Origin of the sequence: Streptomyces griseochromogenes, from assembly GCF_001542625.1 — a bacterium.
In the GTDB taxonomy this organism is placed as follows: Bacteria; Actinomycetota; Actinomycetes; order Streptomycetales; family Streptomycetaceae; genus Streptomyces; species Streptomyces griseochromogenes.
Map to the genome: position 1 here is coordinate 6,976,581 of NZ_CP016279.1, position 22,793 is coordinate 6,999,373.

Annotated in this window: 22 protein-coding genes and 1 pseudogene; 12 read left to right on the forward strand and 11 right to left on the reverse strand. The window is 72.5% G+C overall.

What is annotated here, in order from left to right:
• Window positions 1-6 precede the first annotated feature (6 nt).
• The 5 genes from AVL59_RS29925 to AVL59_RS29945 all read left to right on the forward strand — a co-directional run bounded on the left by AVL59_RS29925 (window position 7) and on the right by AVL59_RS29945 (window position 3,871).
• Complete coding sequence (locus AVL59_RS29925) at window positions 7-1,362, forward strand: dipeptidase (RefSeq protein ID WP_067310598.1); 1,356 nt, start codon at window positions 7-9, stop codon at window positions 1,360-1,362.
• A gap of 62 nt (window positions 1,363-1,424) precedes the next feature.
• Window positions 1,425-2,141 (forward strand): MBL fold metallo-hydrolase, encoded by a 717-nt coding sequence (locus AVL59_RS29930; protein WP_067310601.1) that lies wholly within the window; start codon window positions 1,425-1,427, stop codon window positions 2,139-2,141.
• Window positions 2,142-2,238: 97 nt separating this feature from the next.
• Window positions 2,239-2,910 carry a nitrile hydratase subunit beta gene (gene nthB / locus AVL59_RS29935; protein WP_067310604.1) on the forward strand — a complete coding sequence of 224 codons (672 nt, stop codon included), beginning with the start codon at window positions 2,239-2,241 and terminating at the stop codon, window positions 2,908-2,910.
• Window positions 2,907-3,506, forward strand: a complete 600-nt coding sequence (nthA, locus tag AVL59_RS29940) for a nitrile hydratase subunit alpha (RefSeq protein WP_067310607.1) — start codon at window positions 2,907-2,909, stop codon at window positions 3,504-3,506. Before nthB ends, nthA begins: the two co-directional genes overlap by 4 nt.
• On the forward strand, window positions 3,503-3,871 hold the full coding sequence (locus tag AVL59_RS29945; protein WP_067310610.1) for a nitrile hydratase accessory protein: 369 nt from the start codon (window positions 3,503-3,505) through the stop codon (window positions 3,869-3,871). Before nthA ends, AVL59_RS29945 begins: the two co-directional genes overlap by 4 nt.
• Before the next feature lie 90 nt (window positions 3,872-3,961).
• On the opposite strand, the gene AVL59_RS29950 is transcribed toward AVL59_RS29945, so the two are convergent.
• Both AVL59_RS29950 and AVL59_RS53325 read right to left on the reverse strand, forming a co-directional pair.
• On the reverse strand, window positions 3,962-5,017 hold the full coding sequence (locus tag AVL59_RS29950; protein ID WP_067310613.1) for an NUDIX hydrolase: 1,056 nt from the start codon (window positions 5,015-5,017) through the stop codon (window positions 3,962-3,964).
• A gap of 135 nt (window positions 5,018-5,152) precedes the next feature.
• Window positions 5,153-5,344 (reverse strand): hypothetical protein, encoded by a 192-nt coding sequence (locus AVL59_RS53325; protein WP_067310616.1) that lies wholly within the window; start codon window positions 5,342-5,344, stop codon window positions 5,153-5,155.
• Between the two features lie 362 nt (window positions 5,345-5,706).
• Between AVL59_RS53325 and AVL59_RS29960 the strand changes: the two genes are divergently transcribed.
• Window positions 5,707-7,743 carry an NPCBM/NEW2 domain-containing protein gene (locus AVL59_RS29960; protein ID WP_067310619.1) on the forward strand — a complete coding sequence of 679 codons (2,037 nt, stop codon included), beginning with the start codon at window positions 5,707-5,709 and terminating at the stop codon, window positions 7,741-7,743.
• Between the two features lie 40 nt (window positions 7,744-7,783).
• On the opposite strand, the gene AVL59_RS29965 is transcribed toward AVL59_RS29960, so the two are convergent.
• A complete protein-coding gene (locus tag AVL59_RS29965; RefSeq protein WP_067310622.1) occupies window positions 7,784-8,737 on the reverse strand; it encodes an ROK family protein in 954 nt (317 codons plus the stop codon).
• A gap of 211 nt (window positions 8,738-8,948) precedes the next feature.
• Here AVL59_RS29965 and AVL59_RS29970 point away from each other — a divergent pair, with 211 nt between their 5' ends.
• Both AVL59_RS29970 and AVL59_RS29975 read left to right on the forward strand, forming a co-directional pair.
• Window positions 8,949-10,010 carry a LacI family DNA-binding transcriptional regulator gene (locus tag AVL59_RS29970; RefSeq protein WP_067310624.1) on the forward strand — a complete coding sequence of 354 codons (1,062 nt, stop codon included), beginning with the start codon at window positions 8,949-8,951 and terminating at the stop codon, window positions 10,008-10,010.
• A gap of 7 nt (window positions 10,011-10,017) precedes the next feature.
• The gene (locus tag AVL59_RS29975) at window positions 10,018-10,812 is read left to right on the forward strand and encodes a hypothetical protein (RefSeq protein WP_067310626.1); all 795 of its coding nucleotides are present in this window, start codon (window positions 10,018-10,020) and stop codon (window positions 10,810-10,812) included.
• Here the strand turns inward: AVL59_RS29975 and AVL59_RS29980 are convergent.
• Together AVL59_RS29980 and AVL59_RS29985 are read right to left on the reverse strand one after the other, a co-directional pair.
• A complete protein-coding gene (locus tag AVL59_RS29980) occupies window positions 10,758-12,437 on the reverse strand; it encodes a serine/threonine-protein kinase (RefSeq protein ID WP_067317941.1) in 1,680 nt (559 codons plus the stop codon). The genes AVL59_RS29975 and AVL59_RS29980 overlap by 55 nt on opposite strands.
• 300 nt (window positions 12,438-12,737) lie before the next feature.
• Window positions 12,738-14,036, reverse strand: a complete 1,299-nt coding sequence (locus tag AVL59_RS29985; RefSeq protein WP_067310628.1) for a DUF6986 family protein — start codon at window positions 14,034-14,036, stop codon at window positions 12,738-12,740.
• A gap of 221 nt (window positions 14,037-14,257) precedes the next feature.
• On the opposite strand from AVL59_RS29985, the pseudogene AVL59_RS29990 reads away from it, so the two are divergent.
• Window positions 14,258-15,008, forward strand: a pseudogene (locus tag AVL59_RS29990) (endonuclease/exonuclease/phosphatase family protein).
• A 57-nt stretch (window positions 15,009-15,065) separates the two neighbouring features.
• Here the strand turns inward: AVL59_RS29990 and AVL59_RS29995 are convergent.
• From AVL59_RS29995 to AVL59_RS30010, 4 genes are all read right to left on the reverse strand, one after another.
• The gene (locus tag AVL59_RS29995) at window positions 15,066-16,028 is read right to left on the reverse strand and encodes an electron transfer flavoprotein subunit alpha/FixB family protein (protein ID WP_067310631.1); all 963 of its coding nucleotides are present in this window, start codon (window positions 16,026-16,028) and stop codon (window positions 15,066-15,068) included.
• A gap of 53 nt (window positions 16,029-16,081) precedes the next feature.
• Window positions 16,082-16,867 carry an electron transfer flavoprotein subunit beta/FixA family protein gene (locus AVL59_RS30000; RefSeq protein ID WP_067310634.1) on the reverse strand — a complete coding sequence of 262 codons (786 nt, stop codon included), beginning with the start codon at window positions 16,865-16,867 and terminating at the stop codon, window positions 16,082-16,084.
• A 217-nt stretch (window positions 16,868-17,084) separates the two neighbouring features.
• Complete coding sequence (locus tag AVL59_RS30005) at window positions 17,085-17,594, reverse strand: flavin reductase family protein (RefSeq protein WP_067310637.1); 510 nt, start codon at window positions 17,592-17,594, stop codon at window positions 17,085-17,087.
• A gap of 242 nt (window positions 17,595-17,836) precedes the next feature.
• Window positions 17,837-18,250, reverse strand: a complete 414-nt coding sequence (locus tag AVL59_RS30010) for a TlpA family protein disulfide reductase (protein ID WP_067317943.1) — start codon at window positions 18,248-18,250, stop codon at window positions 17,837-17,839.
• Window positions 18,251-18,325: 75 nt separating this feature from the next.
• Between AVL59_RS30010 and AVL59_RS30015 the strand changes: the two genes are divergently transcribed.
• From AVL59_RS30015 to AVL59_RS30025, 3 genes are all read left to right on the forward strand, one after another.
• Window positions 18,326-18,742 (forward strand): DUF4395 domain-containing protein, encoded by a 417-nt coding sequence (locus AVL59_RS30015; RefSeq protein ID WP_067310639.1) that lies wholly within the window; start codon window positions 18,326-18,328, stop codon window positions 18,740-18,742.
• A gap of 193 nt (window positions 18,743-18,935) precedes the next feature.
• Complete coding sequence (locus AVL59_RS30020; RefSeq protein WP_067310641.1) at window positions 18,936-19,664, forward strand: lysophospholipid acyltransferase family protein; 729 nt, start codon at window positions 18,936-18,938, stop codon at window positions 19,662-19,664.
• Between the two features lie 102 nt (window positions 19,665-19,766).
• Window positions 19,767-20,774 (forward strand): hypothetical protein, encoded by a 1,008-nt coding sequence (locus AVL59_RS30025; RefSeq protein ID WP_159400127.1) that lies wholly within the window; start codon window positions 19,767-19,769, stop codon window positions 20,772-20,774.
• A 12-nt stretch (window positions 20,775-20,786) separates the two neighbouring features.
• Here AVL59_RS30025 and AVL59_RS30030 read toward each other — a convergent pair whose 3' ends face one another.
• Both AVL59_RS30030 and AVL59_RS30035 read right to left on the reverse strand, forming a co-directional pair.
• Window positions 20,787-22,043, reverse strand: coding sequence for a hypothetical protein (locus AVL59_RS30030; RefSeq protein WP_067310646.1), 1,257 nt, complete (start codon window positions 22,041-22,043; stop codon window positions 20,787-20,789).
• Window positions 22,044-22,077: 34 nt separating this feature from the next.
• Complete coding sequence (locus AVL59_RS30035) at window positions 22,078-22,788, reverse strand: B3/B4 domain-containing protein (RefSeq protein WP_067310649.1); 711 nt, start codon at window positions 22,786-22,788, stop codon at window positions 22,078-22,080.
• Between the last annotated feature and the right edge of the window lie 5 nt (window positions 22,789-22,793).

Consider the following 22,793-nt stretch of genomic DNA (forward strand, 5'->3'; position numbering starts at 1 on the left):
GTGCCCATGTCGTCGAATCCGGTCGCCGAGACCGTCGCCTCGCTGCTGCCCCGGGCGAAGGCGGAGCTGGCCGAACTGGTCGCCTTCAAGTCGGTGGCGGACTTCGCACAGTTCCCGAGGAGCGAGAGCGAGGGCGCCGCGAACTGGATCGCCGACGCGCTGCGCGCCGAGGGCTTCCAGGACGTGGCCCTGCTCGACACCCCGGACGGCACGCAGTCCGTGTACGGCCTGCTGCCGGGCCCGGAGGGCGCAAAAACGGTTCTCCTGTATGCGCACTACGACGTGCAGCCGCCCCTGGACGAGGCCGGCTGGGCCACCCCGCCGTTCGAGCTGACCGAGCGGGACGGCCGCTGGTACGGACGCGGCAGCGCCGACTGCAAGGGCGGCCTGATCATGCACCTGCTCGCGCTGCGGGCCCTGAAGGCGAACGGCGGCGTGCCCGTACACGTCAAGGTGATCGTCGAGGGCTCCGAGGAGCAGGGCACCGGCGGCCTGGAGCGGTACGCCGAGCAGCATCCGGAGTTGCTGGACGCCGAGGCGATCGTCATCGGCGACGCGGGCAACTTCCGGGTCGGCCTGCCGACGGTGACCACCACGCTGCGCGGTATGACACTGGTCCGGATCCAGATGGACACCCTCGTCGGCAACCTGCACTCGGGCCAGTTCGGCGGCGCCGCCCCGGACGCGCTGGCCGCACTGATCCGCACCCTGGACTCGCTGCGCGCCGAGGACGGCTCGACCACGGTCGACGGGCTCGACTCCACCGCCGGGTGGGACGGCCTGGAGTACACCGAGGAGCAGTTCCGCAAGGACGCCAAGGTGCTGGACGGGGTCGGGCTGATCGGTGACGGCTCGGTGGCCGACCGCATCTGGACCCGCCCGGCGGTGACGGTCCTCGGCATCGACTGCCCGCCGGTGATCGGCGCGACCCCGTCGGTGCAGGCGAGCGCCGGCGCCCTGGTCAGCCTGCGGGTACCGCCGGGCGTGAACGCGGCCGAGGCGGCCAAGCTGCTCCAGGCCCACATCGAGGCGCACACCCCGTGGGGCACCCGGGTGCGCACCGAGCAGATCGGCCAGGGCCAGGCGTTCCGCGCCGACGCCTCCAGCCCGGCCTACCAGGCCATGGCCGACGCGATGGCGGTCGCCTACCCGGGCGAGTCCATGCAGTACGCCGGCCAGGGCGGCTCCATCCCGCTGTGCAACACCCTCGCCGGTCTCTATCCGCGGGCGGAGATCCTGCTGATCGGCCTGAACGAGCCGGAGGCGCAGATCCACGCGGTCAACGAGAGCGTGTCCCCCGAGGAGCTGGAGCGGCTCTCGGTCGCCGAGGCGCTGTTCCTGCGCAACTACGCGGCGGGCTGAACCCTTCTGCCCACGGCAGAGGGCCCTCGCCCGCGGGCGGGGGCCCTGCCTACGGTCGGCGCATGGACGTCATCGAACTGCTCCCCCGCCTCCACCTGCTGCGCTTCCCCGTCGGACAGGCCTATCTCTGGCGTGACGACGAGGAGTTGACGCTGATCGACGCGGGCGCGGTCGGCTCGGGCCGGACGATCGCCGACGCGATCACGGCGCTGGGCCGCGCCCCCGGGGACGTACGGCGGATCGTGCTGACCCATTTCCACGAGGACCACGCGGGCGGGGCGGGCGAGTTCGCCGCGCTGAGCGGTGCCGAGGTGCTGGCGCACCGTCTGGACGCGCCGTTCGTACGCGGTGAACGGCCCGGCCCGCCCCCGCGGTTCGAGGAGTGGGAACTGCCGGTCCACGCGGAGGTGTCGCGGTGGCTGCCCGAGGGCGAGCCGGTGGTCCCGCCGAGCGTGACCCCCGTGTCCGACGGCGAGGTGCTCGGCTTCGGCGGCGGTGCGCGGGTGGTCCACGTCCCCGGGCACACGGACGGCAGCATCGCCGTGCTCGTCCCCGACGAGGGCGTCCTGTTCACGGGCGACACGGTGGCCGCCTCCCCGGTGGACGCAACGGTGATGCCGGGCGTGTTCAACCTCGACCGCCGGCAACTCCTGGACTCCCTGGACCGGTTGGCCTCCCTCGACGCGGAGGTGGCGTGCTTCGGGCACGGCGACCCGGTGCTGGTCAGGGCTTCGGCGGCACTGCGCAGAGCGACGGACAACCCTACGGCCACCGGCTGACCGGGGTGTCCTTCGGCGGACCGCGACGCCGAGAACACCCTTCGCCTACAATTTCAGTGACCATGTCCACCATTGCCCACATATGCGAGATTATGTGATGGATGGTATTGCCGATATGGGGGGAACACGCGGATGGGGTCCCGTTCATCCGCCGAGACCCGATGAACCCGTCTTCGAGGAACCCTGGCAGGGCAAGGCTTTCGCGCTTGCGATCCTCTCCAGCCGCGTAGCCTGCGGCGGCATCAACACGGACGCCTTCCGGCACGCGCTGGAGCGCCTGGACCGGGCCGCCTACCTGGACGACGGCTACTACGGGCGCTGGATCAACGCCGGGGAGCTGTTGCTCACGGACAGCACCGTCCTGGCGCCGGGCGCGGTCGACGCGCGCGCCCGCAGTCTGCGCGGCGAACACGTCCGGGAACCGGCGGTCCCGGAGCCCACCCGGCCGGACTATCGCCCTGCCGCCGAGGGCTCGCTGCGCACCGTGGACACCGCTCCGGCCTTCGCCGTCGGCCGGCGCGTGCGCGCCAGGGACATGTCGCCGGCCGGGCACACCCGGCTCCCCGGCTACCTGCGGGGCCGCACCGGCGTCGTCGAACTCGTCCAGCCCGCCGCGGTGCTGCCGGACACCAACGCGCACTTCCTGGGCGAGAACCCGCAGCACGTCTACTCGGTGCGGTTCGACTCGTACGAGCTGTGGGGCGCCGACGCCGAACCCTTCGCGCTCACCGCGGAGCTGTACGAGTGCTACCTGGAGACGACCTCATGACCACCACCCGCGGACAGGGCGAGAGGCTTCCCGCGGCCCTGCGCACCGAGGCGCTCGAGCAGCTGCTCACCGAGCGGGGCCTGATCGACCCGAAGGTGATGAACGGCATCATCACCACCTACGAGACCAGCGTGGGACCGCTCAACGGGGCCAAGGTCGTCGCCAAGGCCTGGACGGACCCGGAGTATCGCAGGCGGCTGCTCGCGGACGGCACCGCCGCCATCAAGGAGCTGGGATTCTCCGGACAGCAGGGCGAGCACATCGTCGTCGTGGAGAACACCGCGACCACCCACAACGTAGTGGTCTGCACGCTGTGCTCGTGCTATCCGTGGCCGGTGCTCGGCCTGCCGCCGAGCTGGTACAAGGACCCCGCCTACCGTGCGCGGATCGTCAGGGAGCCGCGGACGGTGCTGGCCGAGATGGGACTCGTGCTCTCCGACGACGTGCGGATCGTCGTCCGCGACTCCACCAGCGAGGTGCGTTGGCTGGTGCTGCCCGAACGGCCGGCCGGAACCGAGCACCTCTCCGAGGAAGAGCTCGTGCCGTTGGTAACGAGGGACGCGATGGTGGGCGTGGCGAAGGCGGGGACCCCATGAGCGCACCGCTGGACATCGAGGGCCCGGCCGCACCGCCCCGCTCCAACGGCGAGCTGGTGTTCGCCGAGCCGTGGGAGAGCCGCGCCTTCGGTATGGCCGTCGGTCTCCACGAGGCGGGCGCGTTCACCTGGGCGCAGTTCCAGGCCGCGTTGATCGCCCGGATCTCCGCGTGGGAGAAGGCGTCGGCGCGAACGGAGCCCTACGACTACTACCCGCTCTGGCTGGGTGCCCTGGAGGACGTGCTCGCCGGCCTGGGCATCGTGTCCACGGACGAGGTCACCGCACGCGCGAAGGCCCTGGCGCGGCGCCCCGAGGGCCATGACCACCGTCACCGTCACCGTCACGGACATCCGTACGCACACTGACCCGGCGGCGTCCTCGCGGGGGCCCTCCCGCCCCACGGAACAGCGAAATCCCCGCCGACATCATGGATGCGGCGGGGAACCGAAGGGCTGTCAGGCGGCCTGGCCGGCGACCGGGACACCGGCCTCCAGATAGATCGCGGCCCCGCGCTCACGTGCCCGCAACGCCCAGCGCAGCCGCTCGTAGCGCACCGGCGGCAGCATCCCGGCCGCCTCCTGCTCGGTGGCGAAGCGCCACCCGCGCAGCTCCGGTCCCGGCAGCAGCACCCCGGACGCCTCGGCGGGGTCCAGCCGGCCGCCGTCGAAGAGCAGGCGCAGTCCGCCGTAGCCGGGGGGTGCGGGCCGCTCCCAGTCCACGACGAGCAGCCGCGGCACCTCGCGCAGCCGTATCCCGGTCTCCTCGGCGACCTCCCGCATGCCGGCCCGCGCGGGAGCCTCGCCCCGCTCGACCACACCGCCCGGGAACTCCCAGCCGGGCTTGTAGGTGGGGTCGACCAGCAGGACCCGGTCGTGCTCGTCGAAGAGCAGCACCCCGGCGGCGAGGGTCTCGGCGGTGGGCTCGGGGGTCTGCACGATCTCGCAGGGGGCCACGGCGCCGCTGCCGACGGCGTCGGCGATCCGGACAGCGGTCTCGTACGGGCCGAGGGCGCTGGTGTCGACCAGGTGGGCGTCGGCGGTGAGCCAGGCCGCGAGGGCGGCCCGGTAGGGCTCGATGTGGTCGTACGACCACTGCCGGACGCGCATCTCGCCGTCGGGCAGGTCCGGTGGGATCTCCCGACCGGCTATGCGCTCGCGCAGTATCGTTTCGGCCGGGGCGAGCAGCAGATGCCGTACGGGTATCCGGCGGGCGGCGAGGCCGCCGAAGATCTCGTCACGGTACTCCTGGCGCAGCAGGGTCATGGGGACCACGAGGGTCCCGCCCAGCTCGGCCAGCATCGCGGCCGCCGTGTCGATCACGAGCCGGCGCCAGATCGACAGGTCCTGGAAGTCGCCGACCTCGGCGAGGCACTTGGGCGGCAGCAGGTGCGTGAGCGCTGCGCCGATGACCTCGGGGTCGAAGAGCGTGCTGTTCGGGATCAGCTCGATCAGTTCCCGTGCGGTGGTGGTCTTCCCCGCACCGAAAGCGCCGTTGATCCAGACGACGGTCACGGTTCCCCCTCTTCTGTTGGCCCCCTGGGGCTTGCCCGCTCCACCCTGCCACGGAAACCACATCCCGTTGAGGGCGCGCACAGGAGAGCGCCGGTGCCCCCTGTGGCGGGGGCACCGGCGCATTCGCGCCACGGGCTACTCGTGCCCCGGCGTGTGGTTCTCGGCGGCCGGTCCGTCCGGGCCGGCCGGGTGGTCGGCGCTGTCGAGAGTCCCGGAGACACCGGGGTCGGCGACAGGTGTGTGGTCCGCGCCGTGCGACGGGGTGACGGCGGCCACGACGAATCCGGTGGCGAGGGTGGCGAGTGCGAGCATGCTGCGCTTCTTCATACCGTGGTGAACTGCGCAACCCGCCAGGGGTCACGCGGATCGCCGCGATCGGGCTCTGCGGACCGGCCGTCCGCGCGCACGGCCCGCCCGGGTGAAACCTCTGGGGCGGCGTGGAGTCCGTCAGCCGCATCGGGGGCGTGCACGAGTTCCGCCGCCGCGACGGGAGGCCGGGCGAACCAACACAATCGAACGCCTGGCCCTTCACCGTCCCGCTAAATCCGCCACCGTCAAGGGGACTGACGGAATATCGAACAACTCTGACCCACCTCTTCCAACACAGTCAGACACGTCCTACCGTAAACGCGCACCGGTGACACGTACATGCCGTCATCCATCTTTCGCGAGTCGGAGGAACGTCGACGATGCGTCACCCTCACACCCGCACCATCCGCCGAAGAGCGGCCGGAGCGCTCGCCGCGGGCCTGCTGTGCGCGGCGGGCCTCGCCGCCCCCGCGGTCGCGGCGCCCGTCCGGCCCCCCGCCGCCGCGCCCTCCCTGGCCGACGGCCTCGCCCTCACCCCGCCCATGGGCTTCAACAACTGGAACTCCACGCACTGCGGCGCGGACTTCGACGAGGCCATGGTCAAGGGGATCGCGGACCTCTTCGTCGACAAGGGCCTCAAGGACGCCGGCTACCGGTACGTGAACCTCGACGACTGCTGGGCGCTGCCGGACCGCGACGCGAACGGCAAGCTGGTGCCGGACCCGGCCCGCTTCCCGAACGGCATCAAGGCGGTCGCCGACTATGTGCACTCCAAGGGCCTCAAGCTCGGCATCTACACCAGTGCCGGGATCAAGACCTGCAACAGCGCGGGCTTCCCGGGCGCGCTCGGCCACGAGTACAGCGACGCGCGGCAGTTCGCCGACTGGGGCGTGGACTACCTCAAGTACGACAACTGCAACAACCTCGGCGTCGACGCGAAGCTGCGCTACCGGACCATGCGGGACGCGCTCAAGGCTGCCTCCCAGGCGACAGGCCGGCCCATCGTCTACAGCATCTGCGAATGGGGCGAGAACAAGCCGTGGGAGTGGGCCTCGGACGTCGGCCACCTGTGGCGGACCACCGGTGACATCAGCGACAGCTGGGGTTCGATGGTGTCGATCCTCAAGCAGAACCTGCCGCTCGCGCCGTACGCCGGACCCGGTCACTGGAACGACCCCGACATGCTGGAGGTCGGCAACGGCGGCATGACCGACACCGAGTACCGCTCGCACTTCTCCCTCTGGTCGGTCATGGCCGCGCCGCTGCTCATCGGCACCGATCTGCGCAAGGCCTCCCCGGCGACCTTCGACATCCTGGACAACAAGGAGGTCATCGCCGTCGACCAGGACCCGCTGGGCAGACAGGGCACGGTCGTGTCCTCGGGAGCCGGGCGGTGGGTCGTCGCCAAGGAGATGAAGGACGGCAGCCGCGCCGTCGCCCTGTTCAACGAGTCCGGCTCCGCCCAGCGGATCGCCACCACGGCCACGGCCGTCGGCCTCCCGGACGCCCCCGGCTACACCCTGCGCGACCTGTGGCAGCACCGCGGCTACAACACCGCGGGCACCATCGCCGCGACCGTTCCGGCCCACGGTACGGTCCTGCTGCGCGTCTCGGCCGACCCCGACTGGGCCACCCACCCGCCCGCCGTGGAACTCGGCCTGGACACGAGCCCGTTGCTGGAGGCCGGCACCCCGGCCGCGCTGACCAGCGCCGTCACCGACCTGGGCCGCACGGCCGCACGCCGGGTGTCCGTGTCGCTGACCGGCCCTGCCGGATGGAGCGTCCGGCCCACCTCGGCGACCACGGCCGCCGCCCTGCCCACGGGCGGGTCCCTGCGCACCGGCTGGAAGGTCACCGCTCCGACGGGGACGCCGGCGGGGTCGTACGGCCTCTCGCTCAAGGCGAGTTACCGCTCGCCCGCCGGCGAGAGCGTCGTCAGCACCCTCCCGCTGACCGCGACCGTCGTGCTGGCGCCGCCCACCGGGACGTCGTACCTCAGCGATCTGCCGTGGCTGTCGGCGACCAGCGGCTGGGGACCGGTCGAGCGCGACACCAGCAACGGGGAGAGCGACGCGGGCGACGGCCACCCGATCAGCCTGGGCGGCGTGGTGTACCCCAAGGGGCTGGGCGTACACGCCGAGAGCGAGGTCTCCTTCTACACCGGCAAGGCCTGCGAGAAGGTCACGGCCGATGTCGGCGTGGACGACGAGAAGGGCGCGAAGGGCACCGTCGCCTTCGAGATCTGGGCGGACGGCACCAAGGCCGCCTCGACCGGTGTGCTGACCAACGCACAGCCGGCCCAGCCGCTCACCGCCGATGTCACCGGCGCCCAGGTGGTCCGCCTCGTCGTCACCGACGGCGGCGACGGCATCGACTCGGACCACGCGGACTGGGCGGACGCCCGGCTCAGCTGCTGAGACGATTCCGAGGGGATTCGGGCGCCCGCCGGTGCCTCGCTCAGACCCCCGCCGCGGTCGCGTCCGGCCTGCGGGCCAGCGCGGCCGCGGCGGCGCCGACCAGGCCGGCGTCCGTGCCCATCTGCGCGGGCGCGACCGTCAGCCGCCGCACGAAGGACAGCGTCGCGTAGTCGGCGAGCGCCTTGCGCAGCGGCGTGAAGAGGATGTCGCCCGCGTTGCCGACGCCCCCGCCGATCACCGCGATGTCGATCTCCACCAGCGTCGCGGTGGCCGCGATCCCGGCGGCCAGGGCCTGCGCGGCCCGCTCGAAGGAGGCCACGGCGACCGGGTCGCCCCGCCGGGCCGCGGCGGCCACCGCGGCGGCGGAGGTGTCGCCGTCGGGGCCGGGCCGCCAGCCCTGCTCCAGGGCCCGGCGGGCGATGTTGGGGCCGCTCGCGATGCGCTCGACACAGCCGCGCGAGCCGCACGGGCACGGATCCCCGTCGAGATCGACGCTGATGTGCCCGATGTGCCCGGCGTTCCCGGTCGGGCCGGGATGCAGCTGCCCGCCCAGGACCAGGCCGCCGCCGACGCCGGTCGAGACCACCATGCACAGCGCGTTGTCGTGGCCGCGGGCGGCGCCCTGCCAGTGCTCGGCCGCCGTGATCGCCACGCCGTCGCCGATCAGCTCGACCGGCAGGCCGCCGGTGGCCGCGTGCACCCGGGCGACCAGCGGGAAGTCGCGCCAGCCCGGCACGTTCACCGGGCTCACGGTGCCCGCCGAGGCGTCCACCGGGCCCGCGCTGCCGATGCCGATCGAGGCGGCGCGTCCCCACAGGGGCGACCCGGCGAGATCGCCGAGCACCTCCTCGACGGCCCGCATGACCGTTTCGCCGTCCTGCTGTGCGGGCGTCGCACGCTGTGCGCGCGCCTGAATCCGTCCGTGACCGTCCACCAGCGCGCCGGCGATCTTGGTGCCGCCGATGTCCAGGGCCGCCACGAGGTCGGTGTACATCAGTGTCAGATCTCCCCGTCGAACATTGAGAACCAGAAAGAGGCCGCCGGTCAAGCGGTGGGGGCGCGGGCCGGAGACAGCGCTGGACAGTCTCTCGCGCATCTGACAACGTTGTCCAGGCTCTATGCTCGACGCCACATCCTCATACAAATCCAAGGGTCGTCGCACCACCTACGTGGAAATGACAGACGACAGGACAGGACAGCGCATCGTGCCCGAGACCACCCGCCGCGCAGACCGCCACACGGACAGCCTCTCCGGGACCCGCTACGGCAACCGTCCCACGATGAAGGACGTGGCCGCGCGCGCCGGAGTCGGCCTGAAGACGGTGTCCCGCGTGGTCAACGGCGAGCCCGGAGTCACGCCCGACACCGAGCGCCGCGTCCAGGAGGCGATCGACGCGCTCGGCTTCCGCCGCAACGACAGCGCACGCGTGCTGCGCAAAGGCCGTACGGCCAGCATCGGCCTGGTCCTGGAGGACCTCGCCGACCCCTTCTACGGCCCGCTGAGCCGCGCGGTCGAGGAGGTGGCCCGGGCCCACGGCGCCCTGCTGATCAACGGCTCCAGCGCCGAGGACCCGGAGCGGGAGCAGGAGCTGGCGCTGGCGCTGTGCGCACGGCGGGTGGACGGTCTCGTGGTGATCCCGGCCGGGGACGACCACCGGTACCTGGAGCCGGAGATCAAGGCCGGGGTGGCGACCGTGTTCGTGGACCGCCCCGCCGGGAAGATCGACGCCGACGTCGTGCTGTCCGACAACTACGGCGGTGCCCGCGACGGTGTCGCCCACCTGATCGCGCACGGCCACCGCCGGATCGGGTTCATCGGCGACATGCCCCGCATCCACACCGCGGCCGAGCGGCTGCGCGGCTACCGGGCCGCGATGGAGGACGCGGGGATACCGGTCGAGGAGCGGTGGATGTCCCTCGGCCAGACGGATCCCGTGCGAGTGCGCCGGGCGGCCGAGGAGATGCTCTCGGGTCCCTCCCCCGTCACCGCGATCTTCACGGGCAACAACCGGGTGACGGTCACCGTGATCCGTGTCCTCGCCGAGCGGTCCCGCCAGGTCGCCCTGGTCGGCTTCGACGACATCGAGCTGGCCGATCTGCTCCAGCCGGGCGTCACGGTCGTCGCCCAGGACGCGGCCGCTCTCGGCCGGACCGCCGCCGAGCGCCTCTTCCGCCAGCTGGAGGGCACACTCGTCGCACCGGAGCGCATCGAGCTGCCGACCCGCCTGATCACCCGCGGCTCCGGCGAGCTGCCGCCCGCCGAGTGAGCCGCCCGTGACCGGCCGCACCCTGGAGGAACTGGGCCTCGCCGAGGCCCCCCGCGACCACCCGCTGCTCTACCCGGGCGCCTGGCCCGCCGACTCCGGGCTGCTGCACGGCGACCGGATGCTGCCGCTGGAGCGCCTGGTGTACGAGGACCGGGTACCGGTCCTCACGGTCGGCTCGAACGCCTGCCCCGGACAACTGCGCCACAAGCTGGCGGAGTGCGGGATCACCTCCCCGCTGCCGATGGTGCGGGCTCGGGTGCACGGGGTCGACGTGGGTGTCTCGGCGCACGTCAGCCGGCTGGGCTACGTCTCCGCCTCGCCCGTCAAGTCACCTCGCGCGTTACGCGAGTTGTTCGTCATCTGGCTGGACCGGCCGCAGCTGGACGTGATCGACGCCAGCGAGGGCGTACCGCTGCCCGAGGGCAACTTCCAGCGGGCCTGGCTGCCCGCACCGGACGTACGCGCCGAGTTGGCGGACGGCCGGGTCCTGCGCGGGGTGTACTCGTACGTCAACCGGCACGGGGTGCTGCGCGACGGCGGCGGTGCGCCGCGCCGGCATCCCGGACAGCAGGCCCTCATCAGCGAACTCCTCGGCAGATCCGCCCCGTTGAGGGAACTGTTCGGCGACACGCCGGAGGAGTTCTGCGCCCGCGCCCGTGCCGACGTCGCCCTGTGCGCGCGGGGCACACGGCTGTTCGCGGAGCACGCGTGGGTGACGCGGTCCGGGCTGGAGCCGTACACCGAGGCTCAGCAGACCGGGAGTCCCGGGACCGGGGCGTCGTTCGCGCCACCCTGGATGTAGACGTCGCTGACGTAGACGCCCTTGTGGCCGCTGTCGTCGTCGGTCTTCGCCCACCAGACGTTGGTCCACCGGCCGTAGGTCTCCCTGCGGCCCAGATTCGCCTGGCAGTAGAAATAGTCGGTGCCCGCGTCGAGGACGCCGGCCTCGGCCCCGGAGGCGGAGTAGGACTTGGCAGTGCGCCAGACCTGGCAGTCGTACGTGCCGCCGCCGGCGGTCCGGCAGGCAGCGGCAGGGCTCGGTGTGCCGTGTGTGGGGCCGCTGGAGGCCTTGGCCGGGGTGGAGGCGGACGCGGACGCGGGGCGGGACGGCTTGCCGTCGCCGCCGCCGCTCGCCTTGCCGGTGGGCGCGGCGCTCTTCCCCGTGCCGTGGCCCGTGGGCCCCGGCTGGGCGGACCACTCGGTGTCGGCACGGCCGCCGGGGCCGGCCGCGCCGCGGGAGCCGGTGGGTGCCGCGGTCTGCCGGGGCTCGTCCTCGTGGTTCAGCAGGGCGACGGTGACGCCGGCCGCGGCCAGTACGACCGTGACGGCGACGACGGCGAGCAGGGCGCGGCCCTTGCGGCGGGGCGCGGCGGAGGCGGTGGTCATGGGTCCGGTGGGGGCCGCGGCGTACGGGGTGGGGGCGCCGGCGGGGCCGAAGCCGCCGGGGCCCCCTCCGGCGGGACCGGCCTGCCCCATGGCCCGTGTCGGCGGCACGCCGGCGCCCGTGGCCGCCGGGCCGAAGCCCGGCGGCACCTGCGGCACGCCGTGTTCCGTGACCCGGGAGGCGCGTGGCGCGGTGTCGCGCAGGGTGGCGGTGGGGGTGTCCGGCGGCCTCGTCCCCGCGGCCTCGCCGAGCAGCTCACGGGCCTCTTCCGCGTCGGGGCGCGCGTCCGGGCGCTTGTCCATCAGACGCCGCAGAACCGGAGCCAGCGGACCCGCGCGTCGGGGCTCGGGAAGCGGTTCGGAGACGATCGCGGTGAGCGTGGAGTAGGTGGACGTACGGCGGAACGGCGAGACGCCCTCTACGGCCGCGTACAGGGTGGCGCCCAGGGCCCAGACGTCGGAGGCCGGGCCGGGGTCGGCGCCCTGGGCACGCTCGGGCGCCAAGTAGTCGAGGGAGCCGACGAGTTCGCCGCTGCGGGTGAGACGGGTGGCCGAGCCGTCGCCGGGATCCTCCATGGTGGCGATGCCGAAGTCGGTCAGGACGATCCGACCGGAGCGGTCCAGCAGGATGTTGCCGGGCTTGACGTCGCGGTGCAGGACTCCGGCGCGGTGGGCGGCGGCCAGGGCATCCGTCACCGCCGCGCCGATCCGGGCCGCCTCGTGGGGTTCGAGGGTGCCGCGCTCGCGCAGGACGTCGTCCAGGGAGGGCCCGTCGATCAGTTCCATGACGATCAGCGGGCGGCCGTCGCCCTCGGCGATGTCGTGCACGGCGACCACGCCGGGGTGGCGGACCCGGGCGGCGGCGCGGGCCTCGCGCTGCATGCGCAGCCGCAGATCGGAGAGTTCGGGGCCGGCGGCGTCCGTGAAGGTGCGCAGTTCCTTGACGGCGACCTCGCGGCCGAGGACCTCGTCGACCGCCCGCCACACGACACCCATGCCACCGCGCCCGAGCCGGTCGGTGACCCGGTAGCGCCCGGCGAGCAGCCGGCCGGCCCCGTCCGCGTGCCCGTACTCGGCGGACCCGTGGCCGGCCGGTGGCCGGTGCTGCGCGGCTTCGCGCTCGGCCGCTCCGGCCCCGCCCGGCCGGTACTCCCCGGGTCCGCGCTCCCGCGCACCCGGCTCCGCCGGTCCGTGCCCGCCCCGCGCGTACTCCTCCGGCCCGTACTCCCCCGCAGACACCGCCGCCTCGCTCCCTCAGTTCCGTCTGTCCTGCCGCCGAGCGGCGTCCAGACTACGGGGCGGGGGTGATGGCGCGGGGCGGTTGCCGTCGCTGTGACAGGGCCGCTACTTGCCCGAGGCCGTCAGGTCGCCGCGCCGCGGGGCGGCGAAGGCCTCCAGGTCGGCCCGGGTCAGACCGGAGAGCCGGGCGACCTCGGCGATGTCGAGGGCGCCGCAGTCCAGGCCGCGCAGCAGGTAGCCGCTGAGGGCCTTGGCGGTGGCGGGCTCGTCCATGACGTCACCGCCCGCCCGGTTGGCGTACCGGGCGAGCCGGCCCGCCGCCTGCTCGAAGCCCTCGCGGTAGAAGGCGAAGACGGCCGCGTAGCGGGTCGGGATGTGGCCGGGGTGCATGTCCCAGCCCTGGTAGTACGCGCGGGCCAGGGCGCGGCGGGTGAGGCCGTAGTGCAGGCGCCAGGCGTCGTGGACCTTCGCGGTCGGACCGACGGGCAGCACGTTGGTCGAGCCGTCCGAGACGCGCACGCCGGTGCCCGCGGCGGCGACCTGCATGACGGCCTTGGCGTGGTCGGCGGCCGGGTGGTCGCTGGCCTGGTAGGCGGCGGAGACGCCGAGGCAGGCGCTGTAGTCGAAGGTGCCGTAGTGCAGCCCGGTGGCGCGGCCCTCGGCGGCCTGGATCATACGGGCGACGGTCGCGGTGCCGTCGGTGGCGAGGATGGACTGGCTGGTCTCGATCTGGATCTCGAAGCCGAGGCGCCCGGCCTCCAGGCCGTGCACCTTCTCGAAGGCCTCCAGAAGGCGTACGAACGCGGTGACCTGCTCGGGGTACGTCACCTTCGGCAGCGTCAGCACCAGCCCCTCGGGCAGGCCGCCCGCCTCGACGAGGCCGGTGAGGAAGACGTCCAGGGTGCGGATGCCCCGGTCGCGTACGGCGGCCTCCATGCACTTCATGCGGATGCCCATGTACGGGGCCGCCGTGCTGTTCTCGTACGCCTCGGAGATCAGGCGGGCCGCGCGGGCCGCCGTCGCGTCCTCCTCGGCGTCGGGGCGGGGTCCGTAGCCGTCCTCGAAGTCGACCCGCAGGTCTTCGATGGGCTCGCGCTCCAGCTTGGCGCGGACACGGGAGTAGACGGGCTCGGCGAGTTCGTCGGACAGGCCGAGGACGGCCGCGAAGGAGGCCGCGTCCGGGGCGTGCTCGTCGAGGGCGGCCAGGGCCTGGTCGCCCCAGGAGCGGATGGTGTCTGCGGCGAAGGCGTCACCGGGGACGTAGACGGTGTGGACGGGCTGCCGGGTGCCGGGGTCGCCGGGGTAGCGGCGCTCCAGCTCCGCGTCGACCGGCGCGAGGGAGGCGCTGATCTCCTCGCTGACGGCGCCCGCGAGGCTCGTCGCCACCTTCTCTTGCTGACCCATCCGACACCCTCCATATTTCCGCTCTACGGAATCAACAATCCGTAGAATGAAGTTATCCGGGGACCTTCGGGATGGTCAACACCATGTCCATGGAGTGCCACTCGACCATCTCGTCATGTTCACGCTCATCTCGTGGCGCGGCGTCACACTCCGGCTCGCACGACTCGCCGGCCGTTCCACCGAAGGAGCCTCAGTGCCGCCACAGCCGAGTCACGCGCCGTCTGGGTGTCAAGGCCGCGTCGGCCGCAGCGGTCACCGTGCCGCTCTCCAGTACAGCACTGTCCGCCCCGTCCGCCTCGGCACGGGAACACCAGGTCCGCCCCCTGGGCATCGCGTCCTTCAACCTGCGCTTCGCCGGCACCGCCGAGCCGAACAGCTGGACGGTCCGCAGGCCGGTGATGCGGGCACTGCTGCGCCGCGAGCACCCGCATGTCATCGGCACCCAGGAAGGCCTCTATCAGCAGCTACACCTTCTGGCTCTCCCACACCCCGGAGACGATCGGCTCGAACACCTGGGGCGCCACCTTCCCCCGCGTCGTCACCTGGGTCCGTTTCCACGACCTGCTCGACGACGGACGGGAGTTCTACGTCCTGAACACCCACTTCGACCACGCGAGCCGGCACGCGCGGGAACGCAGCGCCGCGCTGCCGGCACAGCGGATCCACGGCCTCGACCGCTCACTGCCGCCCCTGGTGACCGGCGACTTCAACGTCGCCGCACGCAAGAACCCGGTCTACGACGCGATGCCCGGCGCCGGACTCGTCGACACCTGGGAGACCGCCGCCGGGCGCGGCGCGCTGTACGGCACGTTCCACGGCTACGGACCCCTCACCCCGAACAGCGACCGCATCGACCGGATCCTGTCCACGCCGGGGGTCACGACCCGGCGGGCGTCCGTCAGCACCTTCTCCAGGAACGGCCAGTTCCCGAGCGACCACCTGCCCGTGCAGGCATGGGTCACCCTGGGATGAGCCGAGGCCCCCGTGACCGGCGCGCGGTCACGGGGGCCTCGTACAGCCTGGCGGGGATCAGCCCTTGCGGGTCTTGATCTCCTCGGTGAGCTGCGGGACGACGTCGAAGAGGTCGCCGACCACGCCGTAGTCGACCAGGTCGAAGATCGGGGCCTCGGCGTCCTTGTTGACCGCCACGATCGTCTTCGAGGTCTGCATACCGGCGCGGTGCTGGATGGCGCCGGAGATGCCGTTGGCGATGTACAGCTGCGGGGAGACCGACTTACCGGTCTGGCCGACCTGGTTGGTGTGCGGGTACCAGCCCGCGTCCACCGCGGCACGCGAGGCACCGACGGCCGCGCCGAGGGAGTCGGCGAGCGCCTCGATGATCGAGAAGTTCTCGGCGCCGTTGACGCCACGGCCGCCGGAGACCACGATCGCGGCCTCGGTCAGCTCCGGACGGCCGGTCGACTGACGCGGCGTGCGGCCGGTGATCTTCGTGCCGGTCGCCTTCTCGGAGAAGGAGACGGACAGGGCCTCGACGCCGCCTGCGGCCGGGGCGGCCTCGACGGCGGCCGAGTTCGGCTTGACCGTGATGACCGGGGTGCCCTTGATGACGCGGGACTTGGTGGTGAAGGACGCGGCGAACACCGACTGGGTGGCCACCGGGCCCTCGTCGCCGGCCTCCAGGTCGATGGCGTCGGTGATGATGCCGGAGCCGATGCGCAGCGCCAGACGGGCGGCGATCTCCTTGCCCTCGGCGGAGGACGGGACAAGGACGGCAGCCGGAGAAACCTGCTCGACGGCGGCCTGCAGGGCGTCCACCTTCGGGACGACCAGGTAGTCGGCGTACTCGGCGGCCTCGTGGGTGAGGACCTTCACCGCGCCGTGCTCGGCGAGCGCGGCGGCGGTGTCGGCGGCGCCGTTGCCCAGCGCGACGGCGACGGGCTCGCCGATGCGGCGGGCCAGGGTCAGCAGCTCAAGGGTGGGCTTGCGGACGGCACCGTCCACGTGGTCGACGTAGACGAGGACTTCAGCCATGGGATTGCTCTCCTGCGTAACGAAGTTGAGGGGCGGTCAGCGGGGGCGAGCCCTTAGATGAACTTCTGGCTCGCGAGGAACTCAGCGAGCTGCTTGCCGCCCTCGCCCTCGTCCTTGACGATGGTGCCGGCCGTGCGGGCCGGACGCTCGGCCACGGCCTCGACCTTGGTGAACGCGCCGTCGAGACCGACCTCCTCGGCCTCGATGTCCAGGTCGGACAGGTCCCAGGACTCCACCGGCTTCTTCTTGGCCGCCATGATGCCCTTGAAGGACGGGTAGCGCGCCTCGCCCGACTGGTCGGTGACGGAGACGACGGCCGGGAGGGAGGCCTCCAGCTGCTCGCTGGCGGCGTCGCCGTCACGGCGGCCCTTGACCGTGCCGTCCTCGACGGAGACCTCGGAGAGCAGGGTGACCTGCGGGACGCCCAGACGCTCGGCGACCAGCGCCGGGACGACGCCCATGGTGCCGTCGGTGGAGGCCATGCCGGAGATGACCAGGTCGAAACCGGCCTTCTCGATCGCCTTGGCGAGCACCAGGGAGGTGCCGATGGCGTCGGTGCCGTGCAGGTCGTCGTCCTCGACGTGGATGGCCTTGTCGGCACCCATCGAGAGGGCCTTGCGGAGCGCGTCCTTGGCGTCCTCGGGGCCGATGGTCAGGACAGTGACCTCGGCGTCGTCCGCGTCGTCCGAGATCTGCAGCGCCTGCTCGACCGCGTACTCGTCCAGTTCGGAGAGCAGACCGTCCACATCGTCGCGGTCGACGGTCAGGTCATCGGCGAAGTGCCGGTCGCCAGTGGCGTCGGGCACGTACTTCACAGTGACAACGATCCTCAAGCTCACGCCGGCTCTCCTACTGCATCGTCATTTCCGGGCTGCCTCTTGCAGGCAGCATAGGCGCCTCAAGCGGCCGATCCCGGTCGGGGCGTCCGCGCGCTCCGACCGAAATATTACTCGTCAGTACACCCAGTTCATGCCCGCTAAGCAAGCGCTTTGAACTGTGACCTTCGCAACGCAGCGTAACCGGAACTCAACGGCTTCGCAGGACGAGCGCGCGTGATCAATCCCGCAGGCCGTTGAAGCGGCCCTGGTGGTACAGCAGGGGTCGTCCGGCCCCCGTGGAGTCGCCGAGGACCACCTCGGCGAGCACGATCCGGTGATCACCGGCCGGGACACGCCCGACGATCCGGCACACCAGCCAGGCCGGCACGTCGTCCAGGACGGGTACGCCTTCCGGGCCCTCCCGCCAAGAGGTGGGCGCGCCGAAGCGGTCGGCCCCGCTGCGGGCGAAGGTGGCGGCCAGGTCGCTCTGGTGCTCGCCGAGTATGTGGATGCCGACGTGCTCGGTCTCGGCGACGGCCGGCCAGCTGGAGGCTCCCGTCCCGATGCCGAAGGAGACGAGCGGGGGGTCGGCGGAGACCGAGGTGAGGGAGGTGGCGGTGAAGCCGACCGGGCCGTGGGAGCCACGCGCGGTGATCACCGCGACACCGGCGGCGTGCCGGCGGAAGGTGGAGCGCAGCAGGTCGGGAGAGGCGAGCTGGAAGGTGCCGAGGTCGGGCGTGGCCGTCATGCCGTTGTCCTTCTGCGAGGCGGGGGATGGGGGTCCCCCGCTCCAGCGGAGCCGAGAGTGGGGGAGGTTCCGTGGCTGCTCAGCAGCTCGGACAGCGCGCGCTCGCGGTGCGGGCCAGGTCCACGTGGACCCGCTCGAAGAGAAGGAGTTCCGTCGGCATACGGTCAGGCTGACGATAGGTGGCGCACACAGTCAAGTTCGTTCCGGGATCTGGGAGATGCCTCACCGTGCGCCCCGGCCCCTCAGACCGCCTCGCCCAGCGCCGCGATCACATCGGCCTTGCGGGGCTGGCCGGTGGCCCGCCGCACCACCCGGCCGTCCGCGTCGAGGACCAGCACGGTGGGCGTCTTGAGGATCTCCAGCTCGCGCACCAGGTCCAGGTGGGCCTCGGCGTCGATCTCGACGTGGGTCACGCCGGGGACCATCAGGGCCACCTCGCCGAGCACCCGCCGGGTGGCTCTGCAGGGTGCGCAGAACGCGCTGGAGAACTGCACGAGCGTGGCCCGCTCGCCCAGTTCGCCGCCCAGCTCGGCCGCTCGGAGCCGCTTGCCGTCGTCCCGCCCGCGCACCCGCATCCTCCCGCTCCGCCGCTTGTGCAGCACTCCGTAGGCGCTCGCCACGGCGAGCACCGCCACGCACACCACCAGTCCGGTCATCATCTGCACAAGCATTCACGAAACTGCAAAGATTCCCGCCTCCCTCAGGGGCGTGGGCTGCGGAATGCTTCGTTCATGGACATCGATGCGAGGGGGCCGCGCTTCGGCGCGGTCCTGACGACGGTCGTGCTGGCGGTGGCGCTGATCACGCGGAGCGCCTGGGTACTTGCCTGGCAGACCCTGGCCTTCGCACTGGGCGCGGCAGGCGGGGTGAGCCGCTCGCCCTACGGGTGGCTGTTCCGGACCCTCGTGCGGCCGCGCCTCGGGCCGCCGACGGAGTTCGAGGCCCCCGAACCGCCGCGGTTCGCGCAGGCGGTGGGGCTGACGTTCGCCGGGCTCGGGCTCGTCGGGTTCACCGTGGGCCCGGCCTGGCTGGGACTCGCGGCGACCGGGGCGGCGCTCGCGGCAGCCTTCCTCAACGCCGCGTTCGGGTACTGCCTGGGGTGCGAGATGTTCCTGCTCCTGAAGAGGGTCACGGTACGCGCGGAATGAAGTGGCTGGGCTTCGAAGAACCGAGGTGGGGCACTAGGCCGACGTGACGAGGATCTCGCCGCCGCGAGGCACCAGGACTGGCTACCTGTCCGTTCTTCGGGCACGATCTGCGAGACGCCGTATACCTACGGCTGCGTAACTTTCCCGCCGGGAACCCCTTTCCCGAGCAGAGCAGAAAGGGTCCACCCCGCCCATGGCAGAGTTGGTCTACCGTCCCGTCATCGGTCTCGCCAAGACGCTGTTCAAGGCCTGGGACCTGAAGATCGACTGCCAGGGGTCGGAGAACATCCCGCACTCGGGCGGCGCCGTGCTGGTGAGCAATCACATCAGCTACCTGGACTTCGTCTTCAACGGCCTGGCGGCCCTGCCGCAGAAGCGCCTGGTGCGCTTCATGGCGAAGGAGTCGGTCTTCCGGCACAAGGTGTCCGGACCGCTGATGCGCGGGATGAAGCACATCCCGGTGGACCGCAAGCAGGGCGACGCGGCCTACGCGCACGCACTGGACTCGCTGCGCTCCGGCGAGGTCGTCGGGGTGTTCCCCGAGGCCACCATCTCGCAGTCCTTCACTCTGAAGAGCTTCAAGTCGGGCGCGGCCCGTCTCGCCCAGGAAGCGGGCGTCCCGCTCGTCCCGATGGCGGTGTGGGGCACGCAGCGACTGTGGACCAAGGGCCATCCGCGCAACTTCAAGCGCAGCCACACCCCGATCGCCATCCGGGTCGGCGAGCCGTTCGAGGCCCCGCGCGACCAGTACGCGGGGGCCATCAGCCGCCGCCTGCGCGAGCGCGTCCAGGAACTCCTCGACGCCGCGCAGCGCTCCTACCCCACGCGCCCCAAGGGCACGGAGGACTCCTGGTGGCTGCCGGCGCACCTCGGCGGCACGGCGCCGACGGTCGAGCAGCTGAAGGCCGCCGAGGCGCGCTGACACCCGGCGGCGGCCCGGCGCACGGCGGTCGATAGGGTTCGCGGTCGTAACGCAAGAGCCTCGCGGGCTCTTGTCGGACGACTGCGCTACGGGGGCGTATCGATGCGGCGCTGGATGAGGGCGGCGATGGCGGTGGCGGCCGTCCTGGCCCTGGGCGGGTGGTTCGCCATGCCGTACGTCAAGGACTGGTGGCTGGTACGCACGGCCTGCGACGGGGCTCTGCCCGCCGGTGCGGTACGTCAACTGGCCGCGCCCGGCGGCCATCTCACCAAGGCGGACGCGGCGTCCCACGAGCGCCTGGGCGACTACATGTGCAGCCTGCGCTTCCAGGGGGACGGGGGCTACAGGCTCGTGGTCCGGATGAACGCCTACACCCGGCGCGACGACCAGGACGGTGTGTTCCTGGACGCCTTTCCGCAAGAGGGGTTCTCCGCCCAGCGGCCGCTGGCCGACGGACTGCCCGGGTTCATGGACGACTTCGGCGACCTCCAGTTCTTGCTGCGGTGCCCGGCCCTGGGCAAGGACGCCGAGGGCAGGCAGCGAAAGCTGCTGGCGAGCGTCACCCTGGGCCGCGCCTCGGCACACACCACCCATGCCGCGTACGAGACCGCCGTCGCCCTCGTCAACTCCGCCTCGCACCGGCTCGGTTGCGGTGCCGGAGCGCTCGCGGTGCCGAAGGGTGACATCGCACCGCCGGATTCGGAGCAGCCACCGGCGGCGATCCCGGTCTCCCGGGCCGGCGACACCGCCTGCGGCTGGGCGACGCGCGCGCGGGTGCCCCATGCCGATCGATGGCGTGTCGCGGTGCTGATGAACAACAAGGCTCCGGCGGGGCGTTGCGACCTGACGACCGGCACCGACGCGGCCTCGCAGGAGATGCGGTTCGCGGCCTGGTACGGCGACTGGAGCAACCGTGTGGTCTCCATCGACGGTGCGCTCCGCTCGATGACGGCGACGGCCCGCTGTGACGGCGAGGCCGCCAACTTCGCCGTCGACGCCTCGGACGGGGTCCCCGGCGTCGGGAAGGCGGAGCGGCGCAGGCTGCTGAGGAGCTTCGCCGAGGACCAGGTCGAGCGGCGCGGCTGCTCGGGGCTGCGGCTGACGGGCTGACCGGCCCGTGGCTCACAAGGTCCCGTAGCGCATCCCCTGCACGTACGCGTCGTCGAGGATCTGCCGGATCACCCGGGCCCTCGCGGCCGGTACCTTCCGGGCCCCGGCCCAGGCGTCCAGCACGGTGAACAGTTGCCCGCGCCCGTCCGCGGGATCGCCGCGCAGCGCCGCGCTGACCGGCCGGGCGGCGATGTCGCCCATCGGCGGGCGGCTGGTCAGCCGCCGGGCCGCCGCCAGGTAGGCGCCGCGGGTGTGCCGGTGCGCGGCCGCGTCGTAGGCGGCCAGGTCGGAGATGGTGCCGTCACGGGCGCCGCTCGCCCTGATGTGCATCAGGGCTCCGATGTGGCGGCCGATTTCCTCGAGGTCGAGATCGGGCCCGAGAACGGCGTCCGAGGGGTCGTCTCCCCGCTCCTTCTCCGGACGGACGTCCGGGTCGGTGCCCTGGCGGGTGAGCCGCTCCAGGTAGTACGCGAAGTAGGCGCGCTCCGCGTCGTACAGGATCGCGAAGGCCTCGGGGTCCTCGGCCAGCCGCTGGAACAGCCGGCCGGGGTCGGTGCTGAGCGCGCCCGAGTAGCTGAATCCGAAGGCCGGGTGCGCCTCGTGCGAGTCGCGGAAGCGGCCGTGGGCGGACTCGCCGGAGACCGCCGGGGTGTTCACATCGTCGTCCATGCCGCTGAACGGGTTGGCGTCGGCGACGTACCCGGCGAACATCCGGGCCAGGCCCGGCTCCATGCCCGGCGGTACGTCGCGGTCGTCGTATGCCACGGCGACGACATAGACGGCGCGGGCCTGGGCCGTGGTGTGCGGCCTGCCGGGGGCCGTGGCCCGGGTGGCGGCGTCCACGACCTGGCCCAGCACGCGTCCGCCGTCACCGCACAGCGTGCCGGACGGCAGAAGTGCGCGCGCCGTCTCCAGGTGGGACATGTCGTCCCCGGGGTCCAGGGCGCGGGTCGCGGCCGCCGGGTTCTTCGCCAACGCCCGTGCGGCGGAGGGAAGTTCCTTGCAGGAGTCATCGCCGCCGAAGAGCGCGAGCGGCACCGCGACGGCGCCCGCGACCAGGGCGAGCGCCACGGCCGAGGCGAGCACCGGATGCTTCCGCAGCCGGGCGAACCTGTCGTCAGCGACCGCGCCGCCGTGGCCGTCCTCCTCGGGAACGGCACCTTCCGGGCGGGACTCGGCGCCTTCCTGCCCGGCATCCGCACGCCCGCCCTCCTCGCCCGCCCGGGGCTGCCCGGCCGTCCCCTCGTTCCCCGCTCCCCCGTCACTCATGACGGGGAGATTAGCGAGTGCGACGGGACGTGGGTCAGGCGGGGGTCCCGGCCGGGTGCGGAGGGTGGACGCGGATGCGGGCTCCGGGGCTGAACTTCTCCAGCAGCTCGGCGAGTTCCCCGGCCGCCGACTCCGCTTCCGCGACGGGCATCGGGGCGAGGGTCTCCAGCAGGAAGACGCCGGAGACGGTCTCCTCGGTGAGCCGGGTGCGCGGGCCCTGGCGCCAGTTCCAGCGGCGGCAGGTCACACCGGCGTCGTCGCGCCACACCACCTCTCCCGCGTCGGGGTGTTCGACCGATTCCTCGCCGCCGGCGACCGTCACGAAGCCCTCCTCGCCGGTGGCCCGCACCAGCCGCATGCCGCCCTGGATGCGGTCGATGTCCTCGCCGCCGACGGGGACCAGGTGGGCCACGCTGATCGCGTTGTAGAGGTCCACGAGGAGGTTGATCCGGGGCAGACCGGCGTCGGACAGGGCCCGCTTGGCCAGCGCCTCGGCCGAGTTGCGGGTGCGCGACGGCTTGGCGCCGAAGGCGGTGTACACCTCGCGCCAGGCGGCCATGTGCGGGTCCTCGTGCGGCGCCCTCCCGGCCAGGCGTACGGCCAGACGCCGGGCCGCCTCGTCCAGCAGCGCCGAGCTCTCCTCGGTACTGGGCCCGTTGACGAGGTCGTACGCCTCGATCGCCACAGGGGTGAAGCCCGGCGCCAGGGCGCGGACCTCGTCGGACACGGTGAGCGTGAACGTCATCTGCC